Source organism: Amphibacillus marinus (genome assembly GCF_900110345.1).
GTDB classification, from domain to species: domain Bacteria; phylum Bacillota; class Bacilli; order Bacillales; family Amphibacillaceae; genus Amphibacillus_D; species Amphibacillus_D marinus.
Map to the genome: position 1 here is coordinate 143,219 of NZ_FODJ01000002.1, position 15,839 is coordinate 159,057.

The following is a 15,839-nucleotide window of genomic DNA, read 5'->3' on the forward strand; positions in this document are numbered from 1 at the left end:
ATTTACACCACCTTTTCAATTGGGAAAGTTCCTGAAATTTTAAAAATTGCGTCTACTTGGGTAATCACTAAGTTACCACCTAGCTGCTTTAGTCGATCTCGCATTGCGGTCAAACCAAAGCCTTCGTTTAATTCAGCCTTTTTGTTCAGCTGATGACTAACAGTAAATCGAAAGAATTGTTCACCAATTAAACTAAATTCAATTTGACCTTTTCTCACTTGACTGTGGCGCATCATATTTGTTAGAGCTTCTTGGACAGAGCGATAAACGGTAACTGATTGATTATTTGATAATGGCACCGATAAAGCACCTGGATTGACGATAAAGGCCACTCGCAGATGGCTCTCTGACTCTAGTTTTCTAATTAACTGAATAACCGCTGCCAATCCTGTTGTCTCCTCACTTTTAAGTGCCTTGACTGCCTCCCTAGTCTCATCTAGACTCGCTTGTGCGAGGGCTTTTAAATGTTCGAACTTAGCTTTACTCAAGTGATCTTCTGCTTTAATTCGTGCCACTTCTAGCTGCATGAGTAAGGCCGTTAAACGATGACCAACTGAATCATGAATCTCTCTAGCAATTTGATTACGTTCCTCTTGGCGAATCGCTTGCTCATGATCAACAACGCGTCTCTTCATCCTTCTGTATTGGCTATTTGTTTCATCATAAGTTTGTGTTAATGAACGCAGAGAAACGGATATACGAAACCAAACTAGAAATAAAAAGGTTACATAACTGATAAGTAGCAAGGTATAGCTTCCTGCTAAATACTCTCCTGTCCATAAATATGGACTAAGCGATGCAATAACCTGAACAATTAAGAAGAGATAGAGTTTCATCCCCTTTAAGCGATTCATAGCCTCTTTAACAATAACAAGGATAATTAATAGCATAAAAGGATTGGGAATGGATGGCCAATAGGTTAGATAAACGATTGCTGATAAAAGATATAGACTGCATAAGTAAGATCGGCCCTTTACAAGTGGTAAGAAAAAATAAATAATAAAAAATACTGCACTCAATAAGATTGGGATTGGATGATTAAGCTGTCCATGAGTATGTATAAATAGTGCTAGACTCCACGTCAGCAATAAATAAATCATGCTAAACCAGTAAGATAACATTTATTTCATTCCTTTTGAGGTAATGGCTTAAGCATAGCAGATCTAGAGCTTATTTTCATCTTGTTAAAAATATTTATTTATGACAGTTTGAAGCTGATCTATCCCAAATATATCGCTAACAAAGGCTTTAACTAATGTACGCCTTATGTCTAACATAAACAAAAAAGACCCTCTTCTTCTATAAAAAAGTGGGTCTCTAAATAATTCACTTAATCCAATAAGCTTATTCCTTTTTAAAATCAATTGTACTTCTTACCGTATCAATCGGACGCACTGATGCTTCAATTTGCTCCCGTTTCGGTTCTAGAAACGGTGGGAGGGATAGCTTTTCCCCTAACGTTTCGTATGGTTCATCTCCCATAAAGCCCGGTCCATCAGTTGCCCATTCAAACAAGATTTGTGGAGCCACACGAGCATACAAAGACTGGAAGAAGAAGCGGTCAACAAAGCCTGAGGTCTGCAAGCCGAATGTTGGTAAGTAATTAATCCACTCCTCCAACGCTGCGCGATCTTCCACTCTAAAAGCGACATGGTGAACTGTTCCGTAACCCTGACGTCCCTCTGGTAAATCGGTATTGTGTTCAACAATAATCTGGGCGCCATTGCCACCTTCACCAACTTCGAACAAGTAGTGGCTATCATTATTAGCAATTTGGTTAAAATTCAACACCTGTTCTAGCACTTTTTTAAAGAAATCGAAATTACTAATTCGAATATGGATAGGGCCAAGTCCGGTAATTGCATAATTAAGGGGTACTGGTCCATTCTGCCAAGGAATACCTGATTTAACGCCTTGATTTCCTTCGTCTGAGATTAACTGATACTTTTGATCGTCAAAGTCACTAAAATTAATGACTTGCTTGCCAAACTGCGCTTCAATACCGCCATGCTGAACTTCTAGACGCTCGAAGCGCTTTTGCCAATACTCCATGGCGTCATCACTCGGCACCCGAAAGGCTGTCCGATAAATTTCATTCGTGCCATGCTCACCCTTTGGAATGCCTGGGAAATCGAAAAAAGTCATATCTGTTCCTGGATTACCTTCATCATCGGCAAAAAATAGATGATAGGTCTGAATATCATCTTGATTGACCGTTTTCTTTACGAGTCTCATCCCTAAGGTATAAGTGAAAAAATGGTAATTTCGTTCTGCACTACTTGTTATTGCCGTCACATGGTGAATTCCTTTTAGTTGACTAATCATTCTTTACCTCCATATTAATTTATTTTAAATAATCTTTAGTTTAAAATTATCTTTAATTCGAGATAAATATAGCATGGTTACACATAATCGTCAATCATACTGCTTGATATACCCTTTATATTGGCAAGTATGCAGGTTCACGTAAAAAAAGTGATTTAAAATGCATTTTCAAATTTTTGCAATAATTAAACTCTTTTTCTTTCGACTCTCGAATAGAATATGCTAAGATAGCATTAATAACCGTGAAGGGATGTAGAAAATGAAAGGGTTAAGCGTTAATGATTTACTTAAATTTAATTTCGTTCAAGAACCAGTCCAAGCTCCTGACGGCACAAGTGTCATTTATGTTAAACGCTCTATCAACAAAAAAAAGAAATACCAATCACAACTTTACAAAATTGATTTAGTCACGGGTAAAGAACAAGTGTTTACCCAGGATAAGGGTACGGTAGCTTCTCCTACCTTTTCGCCAGACGGAAAAAAAATTGCCTTTATAAGCGATCGTTCAGGGAAAAAGCAAGTTTGGTTGATTGATACCCATGGTGGCGAGGCCAGTCAGCTAACTGATTTTCCTCATGGGGCGAGTGATCCCGTCTGGTCACCAAGTGGCAAGCAACTCATTGCATCAACCTCACTTGAGATCGACGAGACTCTTGAGCAGCCTAAAGAAGGAAAGAATGAGGGAGAGCTTAAAGCATATGCAACTAATCGCCTTGCATATAAAGCTGATGGTCAGGGATTATTAACTGAGAAATATCATCAACTTGTTTTAATTCATTTATCAGATCAACGCACAACTGTCTTAACTAATGGTACTTATAATCATGGTGATGTTGCCTTCTCGCCAGATGAGCAAGTGATCGCCTTTGTTGCTAATCGGGAACAGGATGCTGATTATAGAATAACTTCAGATTTATATACATTAGAGCTTAGTACGCTCGTTCTAACTAAACAAACAAATAGTGATTTCTCACTTAGTAAGCCCAATTTTTCCCCAGATGGTAAGCTGATCTCACTACTTGGAAGCAACCTCGCATTTAAGACCGCTTCTTTGGCACGTGTCATGATTGTCAACCGTGAAACAACTAACCTAACCATTTTAACAAAAGATTTTGATGTACAGGCTAGTGATGTTGCTTTAAATGATATGGGTTCAGATGCTGGCACAGCCGGAGCTGTTTGGGCAAATGATAATCAAAGCCTGTTTTTCTTAGCTAGTCAGAATGGGGCTACTTCGCTTTATCAAGTCGATCTTGAAGGTGTGGTAACAAAGTTAATTGGTGGCAACGAGCAAATCTATCATTTTTCTTTGAACAAGGACCAAAGCCAAGCTGTTATAGCCATTAGTGATCAGCTCACTCCTGGTGATCTATATTTAACTAGCCTGAACGGTAAGGAAAAAAACAGATTAACAAATGCCAATGAAGGGTTATTAAATGAAGTTAGCATAGCACAGGCCGAAGAAATTCAGCTAACCGCCTATGATGGCACAGCTTTACACGGTTGGATTCAAAAACCGATGGGCTACCAGGAGGGTGAACAGTATCCACTTATTGTTGAGATCCACGGCGGTCCTCATATGATGTACAGCTTTGGCTTTATGCATGAATTTCAAGCACTGGCAAATGAAGGATACGGCGTACTCTATATTAACCCTAGAGGCAGCCACGGCTATGGCCAAGCCTTTGTCAATGCTAACCGTGGCGATTATGGCGGTGGCGATTATCAAGATATTATGGCTGCTGTTGATTATGTCCTTGATAACTTTGACTGGATTGATCAAGAGCGGCTTGGAGTAACTGGAGGAAGCTATGGTGGCTTTATGACAAATTGGATTGTTGGGCATACGAACCGGTTTAAAGCAGCCGTCACACAACGGTCGATTTCAAACTGGCAAAGCTTCTATGGTGTGAGCGATATCGGCTACTTCTTCACTGAATATGAGTTGAAAGCAGATTTCTTATCTGAACCAGAACGGCTATGGGATTGCTCACCCATTAAGTATGTAAACCAGATTGAGACACCGCTCCTCATTCTACACAGTGAAGAGGATCATCGTTGTCCTATTGAGCAAGCAGAACAACTCTATGTCGCTCTAAAAATGCGCAAACAACCTACTCGGCTCGTCCGCTTTCCTAAATCAAGCCACGGCTTGTCAAGGAATGGTGATCCGAGCTTAAGAATTGAACGGTTAACTGAAATAATTGATTGGTTTGAAAAATATTTATAAAATGAATCTTTAACTAGTGAGAGCCCTCACTAATGGCATGACCAATGAACCTTCTCTGAACGAATTTGCCTGTTGCTTTACCACTCAGCCTGGTTAAGGTGGGGCTTACAGTCAGTTAATCTATGATAAAGGAAGATTGATATGAAGATTTTATTAACCGGCTTTGAGCCATTTTTGGAGTTGAAATCTAATCCAACCGAAGTCATTGTTAAGCGATTGAACGGAGCACACATTAATGATAAACAAGTCATTGGTCAGGTGCTCCCGGTTGATTTTGCTAGAACCGGCGACGTTCTAATTGAAGCAATTAAGCTATATCAGCCTGACGTTGTACTATCGTTGGGTCTAGCCTTTGGCCGAACCTGCATGACCCCAGAGCGGATCGCCATTAATTGTATTGATGGTGAGAAGGATAACGCAGGGAACGCCTATCAAGATAAGCGAATTATTACTGACGGTGCTGACGGTTATTTCTCTACCTTGCCTATTCGTAGATTTGTTGAGGCTTTAGGAAAGGCAAATCTCCCAGCAAAAATATCGAATACAGCTGGCACCTACTTGTGCAACTTGACAATGTATCATGCACTACATTATGCAAAAGTAAAGCACCTTGACTATCGAAGCGGATTCGTTCATATACCAGCTTCTCATCAACTTGCCATTGAGAAACCCACTATCGCATCATGGTCATTAGCTGACTTACAAGCTGGAGTTGAATTAATGATTGACCAGCTTGCGGAACAATGAAAGTTTCATTAAATAATTTACAATAAGCGAACGCACTCATATTTGAGTGCGTTCGCTCTTATTTTAATTTAAGTGCGATAATTCTTATTTAAGTGCGTTCGCTCCCATTTGGTGGAGTTTCGCTCGCATTTCTAATACCATTCAATCAATTGTAACGCCAACAGTAGATACACATAACCGAAGTGGTTCAATCCCAGACTCTTTCCATAACAGTTTAACCTGTTCTGCCTGATCAGCTTGATTAACAAATGCAATACCACAGTCGCCACCACCAGCTCCAGAGGTTTTTGCAGCGCCGAAAGCATCAGCAATGTCAATGAGCATTGTTAATTGCTCCGTTTCAATATTAACACCACTTACCTGTCCAAGTTGCTTCAGTAGCTGGCGGTTTTGCTTAATCCCCGTTAACACAAGTTCTACGCTCTCTTCATTAAAACCGCGTATAATCTGCTTCACCACTTTGTTGCTATCAGATAAGAAGGCTTGGTAGCTTGCCAAATTCTGCTGTTTTAGCGCTTGAACGTCGTTTACCATTGAACTAGTATTAGCGGCTTGTTTGGTCCAGCCGATTAAAAAATACAGATTGGCAGGTAAAGCTATTGGCGTAATACATAGTGATGGCCATTCTTTTTCAATTAATTCGGGCACCGTTACCCCTTGCGCGAGCTGCTCATCGAGCCAATGGCGATCAAAGCTACGGTAATTCAACCAGCAGCCATAGGTAGCAGCTGCTATATCTGCACAGGATCCGTTGCCTTGCGCTCTCAGGTGAGCAATAGCGGCTAATTTAAATATGGTTAATGGTTGTTCAACAATAGTAGCGACGTTTGAATACTTTAATAACGCTGTTACTAAGGCTACTGAAAGAGCAGCACTTGACCCCAGACCATATTTCAGACCAGAGCGATCATCAAGCTCACTAGTAATTAAAAGCTGACTGGTCATTACCTCCACGCCTAAACCGTTAATCGTTTCGATAATATGTTTAATAAAATGCAATCGTTTGTCAGGCTCTGAAAACTTAACTAGACCTTTTTCAACTTTCCAACTTATGTCTGTTAAGCCCATTTGCGGTAAATCAAGTCGATTTGATCGACTTGATTGAATGTCTATTTCTAAAAATCGATCAACAGCGACCACAATACTGTCTTGATTCGGCTCTGTGATAGCATATTCACCTGCTACAAAAAGCTTACCTGGAGCCCGCACTGTATAACGCTCTGCATTCATGCTATTCTCCCCTGTCATCTATCTAGATAGGTAATACCTGGGCCAACCCGACAGGTATATATGTGATTAACCGTGTCGATTTGGGTCAGTTTATCTATTATAACCGATTCATTACGGGGTTCACAAATAACTTTAACATTCGGTCCTGCATCAATCGTAAAGTAGGCCTCAATCCCATCTTCTCGCAGTTCTTGGATAACCTCCATTACCTGAAACGTCTCGCTTTGCCAATACATAAAGGGAGGGGTAGCACCAAGCGTTGTCGCATGCATCTTTAATGCATTTGCCTCTAGCGTCTCACCAAGCTTAGTAAAATTGCGCATAACAATAGCCTGCTTTAGAGCTGCTAAATCACGTTCTATCGTTTCAAGCCAGCCAGAATAAAATGGCGAGGTTTCGACTGTTCTTTTCATCCCCTCACGACTAAAGATCTTTTTTGCTTGCGTGGTTACTTCAACAGCCAGAACACGCAAATCCCATTCTCCCTGCTCTAATATTGGTACCGCAAAGCTATCCGAACCGTCTTCATGCTGACCTTTCTGCCATTCAACAAATCCACCATATATTGAACGCGTTGCCGAACCAGAGCCTTGACGTGCTAACATGCTTAATTGCTTAAGGCTAAGCTCAATTCCAGTCGCTTTGACTGCTGCTGCTGTTAAAGCAGCATAGCCTGACGCTGATGAGGCGAAACCCGCTGAAGTGGGGACAAAATTGTCCGATTCAATTCGTGCATAAGAATCGACACCCGTATAACGCCTGATTTTCGATAAAAAAACACTTACTTTCTCTTGTTCCTGATCTGTAGCAAGCTCACCATTTAAATAAAACTGATCCTTCGTCATTTCTTGGTCGAAAGAAACCGATGTTTCAGTATAAAAACGGTCAAGCGTGATTGATAAGCTACTATTCATCGGTAAGAAGAGTGTTTCATTTCGTTTACCCCAATATTTAATTAGGGCAATATTAGTATGTGCGCGAGCTTTTGCTTTCATAGTCAATCACCTCGTTTGTTAATTGACAGTACCATGTGTTTTCAGCACCAATCGCTTCAAGTTCTCGTTCAATCTTTAGTGCTTTTTCTAATGAAGGTGCGAGCGCAATCATGCAGCCACCACGCCCTGATCCTGTCAATTTCGCCCCTAGCGCTCCTGCTTCTTTACTAACTTGTACATAGTGATCCAAGCCTGGATCACTAACACCTAGACGCTGTAGTAGCGTGTGGGCCTGATCTAACATTAGACCAAGCCTATCATATCGTCCACTTGTTAAAGCAAAGCGTGACTGATGGGTGAGTTGACCAAGTTGCTCAATCGTTGCCTTCGTTTGATCTTGATTGGAACTATACAACGCTTTAACACTGCTCACTGCCGCATGCGTATCTCCTACTCTACCAGTGTCAGCCACAACAATGTGTAACGTTTTTTCAATTCGAATCGTTTCAACCGGCTTTTGCCGCTCAAACCAAATGGGGTGATTAGCAGTAATTGCTTCTCGATCAATTCCACTTGGATTCCCGTGAGCAAATGTTTCTGCTAAATCGACAAAATCTTGCAACTGCAGACGATTTAGGGGTTTTTGAAAATAGCTGTAAAGTCCTTTTACAAGAGCAACAGCAATGGCAGCACTAGACCCTAGCCCTCTCCCAATTGGGATCGTTGATTTCAGTTGAACGCGAAAATGTGCTATCGGCTGATTAAGCGTTTCACAGACCGCTTTAATACATGCTACAAACCCCTGCATACGCTTCGGCATCTTCTCAAGCTCACCTTGAAAAAAATCACTTATAAATAAAACGGGACCCTCTAAATGCTGGATTTCAGCTTCTATATGAACGGCATCAAACGGGACAGCAATAGCAGGTTCGCCATATACGACAGCATGCTCACCCATCAAAATTAATTTACTATGCGCTCGACCGATGGCGCGCCTTTCTATTCCTCTAATCATATTATAAGTGACTCCTTTTCAAATAAAAGATAATGAAGCAGCTAGCACTGGTTATCGCGTTAGTAGCTGAATAATATACGGTGCGGCATACAACACCATAAACTGCACCCCATAGTTAACGCCTAGCCTGTGCAAGAAGCCCGCTACAAGTGCAATAAGCATCACACCAGCAATATTAATCCATCCGGCATCCATATAAGCTAACAAAACAACGAGTCCGAAAAATAGACCAATCATCGCCTCGTGTGGTACTTTTTTAAAAACAAAAATACATATCTGCTCAGCGTATTTAACAATAACAAAATAGGTAAGTAGAATAGCTACTGCTGCACCGATTAAAGTTGCCCAAACGAACTCATATGTTGATAGAATATGGTGCAAATTATAATCTTCGGTAAAAACAGGTGGTGCGTTAAATAAAGCATTTGCTGGACCAATTGCAACTGGCGACAGCGGTAACCCTAAAGCAACGAGAGGGATTAAAGTACCAGATAAATAAGCAGCATTCGTTAAACCATCCATACTCGAGATAGCTAGCGAGCTTTTTTTAACTGGATCCTTAACAAATCCAGAAACAAATTCACCAAGTAGGATTGTGATACCGACAGGACTCATAAAAAATAATAATGATCCCAGAAAAGATGTTACAGCACTTAAGCTTAATTCTTGTGTAGTTAATATTTTAAATGGATTAGGAATACCTTGATATTGATTGTTTCTATCAGTCGTAATTAACTTTTTATCATACCGTGGTAGTTTTTCTCGCACCTTCCCATTTAGCAGTTCAAATAAAGTCATGACAACGGGACCAATGGTAATTCCCAAGAAGAAGGAGACAAACACATTCGTCCCTTGTGGAACGATGCCTACACCCCAATAAAGGTGACGCAAGCCTTGAATAAGTATAGCAAATGGCACAATTGATGCAAGTGCAATCCATCTTTGCTTTGACATAAGTGCGAGTAAAATGGCACCGAACAAGAAGAGCTGATTGGCATAGCTGCCTACGACTTCGGAATAAGGGGCCAGTATACGCGCAAACAAAAAACTTACAGGGATAGCGACCATCGTTCCAATAACCGAACCCGATACCATTTTCCGAATAGCCAACTCCGGTCTTCCATGTTCTTTAAGTACGAGGGCATGCTCAACCATTGGAGCAGCCATAACACCGCCTGGAATACCCGCTACAGCTACCGGAATGGAATCCGTTAATTTCTTAGCAACAATAGCCGCAATAAAAAAGGATAGAATGACAATCGGTTCCAGACCAGTTAGCACTAGAACAAGCGTAACTGGAGCCAATACAGCCGTCTCATCTGTTCCTGGAGCAATTCCAATTAACGTATATAAAAGAGTCGCAGCCACAGCAGCCGCAACCATTTGACTAATTAGAACGAAATCCACTATTGCTCGCCCCCTTTATCTGCTTCAACAAATCTACGTTTTGGTTTAATAATAATACTCGATATAATAAAGCCAATAACAGCGCCGGATAAACCAAAGATCAACGGAGCCGGATCTTGGTCAGGTGCGATAAAATAACCTGCTAGCGTTGTCGTTACTGTAATAACAACGGCTATAATTAAATCTTTTATATTGACAAGGTCAGTCCAGACTTCTATATTTTGAAACGGTCTATCACCTTTAGTTTCTTTTACTTTCTGTTGCACAATCATTTCCCCCTCTACCTATTATAAAGTAAATCTTTGACCCTTACTGATTGTTAGCCTACAGGTATGACCAAAGTGTAACCTCAGCATAAAATGGGTTTTACTGACTATTAACCCTCATTGATCGATCCGCTTTTGGTTAAAGTGTGTAACTTACAGTCAATTAACCTGCGATAACATAAATATTGAGCCAATCTTCATTATAGATCAAGTGATAATGATTATCAATTAAGACTTAGAGAAAAGCCCGCTACTATCATACCTTAAATGCTTGGCGACCGATACCATTTTGCATTACAACCTTTTTCCAAAATCTAAAAGGTTAGTACTGCCATCTATAAGTAGCGTGCAAAGCTATTTTTTTCAAGAGGAAGAGAATTTGTGGCGGTAACAACTTTAATTCTGGCTCAAGGAGAAGTCTCACAGATTGATAATCAGATTCAACCGCTACCAATAAAAAGCGCATAATCGCAAGTTAGTGATTCACAGCCATGCTTAAGCTCGTTCAAGCTTACCAAATGGATTGATGCCACAGCAATTTCCTTAACTGTAAGCATCAACGGCAACCTTCTTTATCCGCCACTGATTGTTAACACCACAGGTATAATTTATCATATCTCTGTTTAAATGATAGCCAGATTTATTTCTTTTTCGTTTGAAAAAATGGTATGATATGCACTAGGATGATTATTTAGAGGGGGATTTACATTGAAAAAAACACTAACATTGGCTGGATCAGATTCTAGTGGTGGCGCTGGTATCCAAGCTGATCTTAAGACCTTTCAAGAACATAATGTCTACGGTATGACAGCACTCACTTCTATCGTTGCCATGACGCCTGCGAACTGGGGGCATGATGTCACACCAATTGATGTTAATATTGTGGAAAAGCAACTTGATACGATTCTTTCAGTGGGTGTCGATGCCATGAAAACAGGTATGCTTGGCTCAGTTGATATTATCAAGCTCGGCGCTAAAAAAATTACAGCTGAGAACATTGATAAAGTCGTCATTGATCCTGTTATGGTCTGTAAAGGGGAGGATGAAGTACTACAGCCTGAAAACACAGACGCAATGCGTGAATTACTCTTACCACTTGCAACCATTACAACTCCGAACCTATTTGAAGCAGGACAGCTTGCCCAGACTGGTCCAATCAAGGACATCGATGGCATGAAAGCAGCCGCAATCAAAATTATTGAATTAGGCGCACAGAACGTTGTTATCAAAGGTGGTAAGGCACTAGAGCATGAAAAAGCGGTCGATTTGTTTTATGATGGCAAGGAATTTGCATTATTGGAGAGCGAACGACTTGAAACAACATACAACCACGGGGCTGGCTGTACATTTGCCGCTGCGATTACGGCTAACTTAGCTCAAGGCAAAACGGTTAAAGAAGCTGTTATTGCTGCAAAAGACTTTGTTCATACCGCTATTAAGCACGGCTGGAAGTTAAATCAATTTGTTGGGCCAGTGAAGCACGGTGCTTACAACGCACACTAAAGTAGTGATTGAATAGTAGATGTTCTTCATCTACTATTTTTTGTTTTAAAAAAAGCAGCCCAAGTGTAAATCACCATACTATCCACGTGTTTTTTACAGTAAACTAACAATTTTTTAAAAACACGATCATTTACGTTTAATTTTTTTGTGACTGGTTATATAGTTACAAAAGGAGGCGATAATCCATGCCTTGGGATACACAAGACTATCCAAATTCATGGGTGAATTTCGATGACGTTTTGAGAAAAAAAGCAATTGAAATGGCTAATGCAATGCTGGGTGAAGGATACGATCAGAATCAAGCTATTCCAATTGCAACCTCACAGGCTAAGCGTTGGTATACTCGTGCCACTAAGGATGAATTAGACACGATGAGGGATAAGAGCGATCAAGATCTTCGCGCAACTGATCGCAATGCTTCGACGCGAGCTTACTTACTTGATAAGGCTGTCCATGTTTTGCCTGATCTGAACACTTGGACCGTTAAAACTGCAGGTGCAGAACAAGCAGCTAATTGCTATAAATTAAAATCTGATGCAATTGAGCGCGGTAAAGAAATAGCAAAGAACAAGGAAACTTTCTTAACAATTCATCGACAAGACGGTACCATCCAAGACGTCGTATCCTACTAAAGTAGTCAAGGGGGTTGCTGTTCGTGATAAATAACACAACCTCCTTGCATAATTACTTATTTCTACTCTTTTTTATTTGGCGCTACGCCTTTAATTAACATCTCAGTCCATTCTGCTGTGTAAGGCTTAATTTCCTCATAAATCATTCGATTAGAAATTCCTTCGACAATAGCTTGAAAATAGAGCAAAAGAAATTGATCCGAATATTTTAGGTCTACTTTCCCTTCCTTTCGCCCCCGATGAAACAAATCTAACATCATGCCATAACTTTCTGCGTTGAACCGCTCCATTATCACCGAAAGACCTTGATCATTTTTACTGGTCACATAATCCATCATACTCATATAAAAATGCTGATTAATTTTATTTAGCTGCTCTATCTTGCTTTGACTCAATGCAATTAAAGTCTCTTCAAATGATTGATCCTTTGCCATAATTTCTCTTGCAATATTTATCATTCTATTAATAAAGCGATGAAAAACTTCTTGGATAAGATTATCTTTATTACCGAAATATTTAAAAATTGTTGTTTTAGCTACATGTGCATGTGTAGCGACCTCGTCCATCGTCACTTTACTCCCTCTAGTATCTGTGTTCATTAGATCAAAGGCAGCGTCTAGGATTTGACCCTTTTTTTCCTCTGTTCGCTTTTCAAAGCCATTCAAATTAGGCCCTCACTTTCTCTATCTAAAATTTATCTGTTAAAGTAATGCTGTTTCTTCCTATTTATTATATAAAATATTTTTAAAACTATCAATTTTAAAACAGTGTTTTTATCATTGACATAAAAGTAAAACGATTATATTATGAACTTAAATAATAAATTTAGTTTTTAAAATGGTGTTTTTTTAATCATTACCCACTAAAGTGATTAATCAGGTTTTATTTTTAACAGTTGTTCATAAAGTGAATCTTTAACGAATGGGCGCTTACAGTTAGTTAATCTACGAAAAAAACGGATAAAGGGGTGGCATGATGGTGGAAAAGGTAGTTGAGCTCAGCGGTGTACAGAAGAGCTTTGGTAAAGTCCGTGCATTAAAGGATGTTAGCTTCACAGTTAATGCAGGTGAGGTCGTTGGGTTTATCGGTCCTAATGGTGCAGGTAAATCAACCACTATTCGCACATTATTAGGCATTATTAAACGGGATAGTGGCAATGCAACAATCTTTAATATGGACGTATGGAAGCAAAGTCTAGACATCCATAAGCGTATTTCCTACGTACCAGGCGATGTATCGCTATGGGGAAACCTAACCGGTGGTGAAATTATTGATTTGTTTATTAAGTTACATGGGAACGGGAACAAAGCAAAACGTGATAACTTAATTAAACGTTTTGAACTTGATCCAAGGAAAAAAGCAAAAAGCTATTCAAAAGGGAACCGGCAAAAAGTTGGTTTAATTGCTGCTCTTTCCGTTGAATCTGACTTATACATTTTTGATGAACCCACCTCTGGTCTTGATCCATTAATGGAAGCTGTTTTTCAAGAAGAAGTGGCAAGAATTAAACAAGCTGGTAAAGCAATTTTACTCTCCTCCCATATTTTAAGTGAAGTAGAGCGTTTGGCAGATAAAGTGGTCATTATTCGTAACGGGGAGATTGTTGAAATCGGTACACTTGATGCATTACGCCATTTAACAAGAACGACTATTACCATTGAAACAGAAGGAGATGTTGCTGTAATGGCCGATTTAGATGGTGTTCATGATTTTAACCAAACGGATCATCACGCAATATTCTCAGTTGATAACGCATTTATCAACAGCATTTTATTGGTTGCAACAAAGCTAGGCGTTAGAAGGTTTGAAGCTGTCCCACCGACACTTGAAGATTTATTTATGCGTCATTATGAAGGGTAGCGTTTAAGACAGGAGGAGAAATTGATGAAGGAGAAATTTGCACGCTGGGATATTCTTTTTTTTCAATACTTAAAGCGAGATTGGAAAAAAATTCTTATTTGGATTTTAAGTCTTGGTTTATTTTCATCGGGATTCGTACCATTTTTTAATGAAATGAGCGAGGGTGAGGGATTAATCGCTATGTATGAAACGTTGCAAAATCCTGCAATGATTTACATGATTGGTCCCACCTCGATTAATTCGGCCGGAGACTACACGTTAGGAGCTATGTATGCACATGAAATGTTACTCTTTTCTAGCTTGTTTGCTATGATTATCTCAGCATTACACGTTGTTGGGCACACGCGCAAAGAAGAAGACCTTGGGCTTACGGAGCTCGTTCGTTCCTTTCAGATAGGTCGACAAGCAAACTCACTTGCTACCATAGTAGAGACGATACTTATTAACGGCCTACTCGCACTATTAATTGGTAGCGTAATGATAAGTTTTGATGCTTACACCATTACAATTGAGGGGTCGTTTCTATTTGGGGCATCAATCGGTATGGCAGGAATACTCGGTGCGACAATTGCACTTATTATGGCGCAAATTATGTCAAGTTCGTCTGGAGCAACAGGTTCTACTCTCGGTATAATTGGCCTACTCTATATTATTCGTGCCGGTACAGATGTAACGAATATCGAATTTTCAAAAGCAAACCCACTTAGTTGGACTTACTTAACCTTTCCTTTTACTGAAAATGACGGGAGTTTCCTTATTTATGCGGCCGTTTTTTGTCTAGTGATGGTCATCATTGCATTTACGCTTGAGGGTGCTCGTGATATGGGGTCAGGGTATCTACCAGAGCGAGCAGGGCGAGACCATGCTAATCAATCATTGCTTTCTATCTCTGGCTTGTTCATACGTCTTAATAAAAACGTCATGATTAGTTGGCTCGTTGCTTTCGCCATAATGGGCGCTGCTTACGGCTCCATCTATGGTGACATGCAAGGATTTCTTGAGTCAAATGAACTCATTAGGCAAATGTTCGTCTCTACCGGAATTTCAGTCGAAGTATCTTTTACCAGCACAATTATGATGATCATGATCATACTCGTGTCAATTTTACCAATTGCGGTCGTCAATAAGCTTTTTAATGAAGAAGTCCAATTACACTTAAGTCAGATCTTTGCTACAAAGGTGACACGTAGCCACTTATTTTGGACTAGTATCGGCTTAAGCACTTTAGCTGGAGTAATTGGTATCTTATTAGCTTCCTTAAGCTTAGCATGGACAGCTCTGTCAACGATGACACAGCAGTCACCTCTCAATTTAACTAGCTTTATTGGAGCGGGATTAAACGCTTTTCCATCGGTCTTGTTTTTCATTGGACTTGCTGCTTTAACATTAGGCTGGGCACCTAGATGGGGCAAGGCAATTTATGTTTATTTAGGCTACTCTTTTCTATTAAATTATTTTGGTAGTATTTTAGATTTACCCAAATGGGTAAGCCGTAGCGCCCTGCATAGCTGGGTTGCTCATATGCCACTTGATAGCTTTGAAATAGGAAGCTTTACTGTGATCCTCATGATCAGCTTGTGCCTTATCCTGATCGGCTATAGCGGTTATATCCGCCGCGACCTGCTCGAGGGTGCTTAAAGCACAGGATAAAGTAGGGATTGTCTTTACCCCTCTACCAATTCGCAGCAC

Annotated in this window: 14 protein-coding genes; 6 read left to right on the top strand and 8 right to left on the bottom strand. The window is 40.1% G+C overall.

Annotation, left to right across the window (positions count from 1 at the left end; genetic code table 11):
* Positions 1-2 precede the first annotated feature (2 nt).
* On the bottom strand, positions 3-1,121 hold the full coding sequence (locus tag BM000_RS04725) for a sensor histidine kinase (protein ID WP_091495342.1): 1,119 nt from the start codon (positions 1,119-1,121) through the stop codon (positions 3-5).
* A gap of 223 nt (positions 1,122-1,344) precedes the next feature.
* On the bottom strand, positions 1,345-2,322 hold the full coding sequence (locus BM000_RS04730) for a ring-cleaving dioxygenase (RefSeq protein ID WP_091495708.1): 978 nt from the start codon (positions 2,320-2,322) through the stop codon (positions 1,345-1,347).
* Between the two features lie 262 nt (positions 2,323-2,584).
* On the opposite strand from BM000_RS04730, the gene BM000_RS04735 reads away from it, so the two are divergent.
* Together BM000_RS04735 and BM000_RS04740 are read left to right on the top strand one after the other, a co-directional pair.
* A complete protein-coding gene (locus BM000_RS04735) occupies positions 2,585-4,555 on the top strand; it encodes a S9 family peptidase (RefSeq protein ID WP_245751578.1) in 1,971 nt (656 codons plus the stop codon).
* 141 nt (positions 4,556-4,696) lie between these two features.
* Complete coding sequence (locus BM000_RS04740) at positions 4,697-5,302, top strand: pyroglutamyl-peptidase I (protein ID WP_091495344.1); 606 nt, start codon at positions 4,697-4,699, stop codon at positions 5,300-5,302.
* A 141-nt stretch (positions 5,303-5,443) separates the two neighbouring features.
* Here BM000_RS04740 and BM000_RS04745 read toward each other — a convergent pair whose 3' ends face one another.
* From BM000_RS04745 to BM000_RS04765, 5 genes are read right to left on the bottom strand one after another with little or no spacing between them, the layout of a single operon-like run.
* On the bottom strand, positions 5,444-6,532 hold the full coding sequence (locus BM000_RS04745; protein ID WP_091495346.1) for a phosphomevalonate kinase: 1,089 nt from the start codon (positions 6,530-6,532) through the stop codon (positions 5,444-5,446).
* A 14-nt stretch (positions 6,533-6,546) separates the two neighbouring features.
* A complete protein-coding gene (gene mvaD, locus BM000_RS04750; RefSeq protein ID WP_091495348.1) occupies positions 6,547-7,527 on the bottom strand; it encodes a diphosphomevalonate decarboxylase in 981 nt (326 codons plus the stop codon).
* A complete protein-coding gene (gene mvk / locus BM000_RS04755; protein ID WP_091495350.1) occupies positions 7,499-8,482 on the bottom strand; it encodes a mevalonate kinase in 984 nt (327 codons plus the stop codon). The genes mvaD and mvk overlap by 29 nt, the downstream gene beginning before the upstream one ends.
* Positions 8,483-8,533: 51 nt before the next feature.
* Positions 8,534-9,889, bottom strand: a complete 1,356-nt coding sequence (locus tag BM000_RS04760) for a tripartite tricarboxylate transporter permease (protein ID WP_091495352.1) — start codon at positions 9,887-9,889, stop codon at positions 8,534-8,536.
* Positions 9,889-10,155, bottom strand: coding sequence for a hypothetical protein (locus tag BM000_RS04765; protein WP_245751579.1), 267 nt, complete (start codon positions 10,153-10,155; stop codon positions 9,889-9,891). The genes BM000_RS04760 and BM000_RS04765 overlap by 1 nt, the downstream gene beginning before the upstream one ends.
* A 708-nt stretch (positions 10,156-10,863) precedes the next feature.
* On the opposite strand from BM000_RS04765, the gene thiD reads away from it, so the two are divergent.
* On the top strand, positions 10,864-11,658 hold the full coding sequence (gene thiD, locus BM000_RS04770; RefSeq protein WP_091495357.1) for a bifunctional hydroxymethylpyrimidine kinase/phosphomethylpyrimidine kinase: 795 nt from the start codon (positions 10,864-10,866) through the stop codon (positions 11,656-11,658).
* Positions 11,659-11,843: 185 nt separating this feature from the next.
* Positions 11,844-12,290, top strand: coding sequence for a DUF2188 domain-containing protein (locus BM000_RS04775; protein ID WP_091495359.1), 447 nt, complete (start codon positions 11,844-11,846; stop codon positions 12,288-12,290).
* Positions 12,291-12,352: 62 nt separating this feature from the next.
* Here the strand turns inward: BM000_RS04775 and BM000_RS04780 are convergent, their stop codons facing one another.
* On the bottom strand, positions 12,353-12,955 hold the full coding sequence (locus tag BM000_RS04780) for a TetR/AcrR family transcriptional regulator (RefSeq protein ID WP_091495361.1): 603 nt from the start codon (positions 12,953-12,955) through the stop codon (positions 12,353-12,355).
* 310 nt (positions 12,956-13,265) lie between these two features.
* Between BM000_RS04780 and BM000_RS04785 the strand changes: the two genes are divergently transcribed.
* Together BM000_RS04785 and BM000_RS04790 are read left to right on the top strand one after the other, a co-directional pair.
* A complete protein-coding gene (locus BM000_RS04785; protein ID WP_425425158.1) occupies positions 13,266-14,150 on the top strand; it encodes an ABC transporter ATP-binding protein in 885 nt (294 codons plus the stop codon).
* 24 nt (positions 14,151-14,174) lie between these two features.
* Entirely contained in the window at positions 14,175-15,788 is a 1,614-nt protein-coding gene (locus tag BM000_RS04790; protein ID WP_091495363.1) for an ABC transporter permease, read from the top strand.
* The last annotated feature ends 51 nt before the right edge of the window (positions 15,789-15,839 follow it).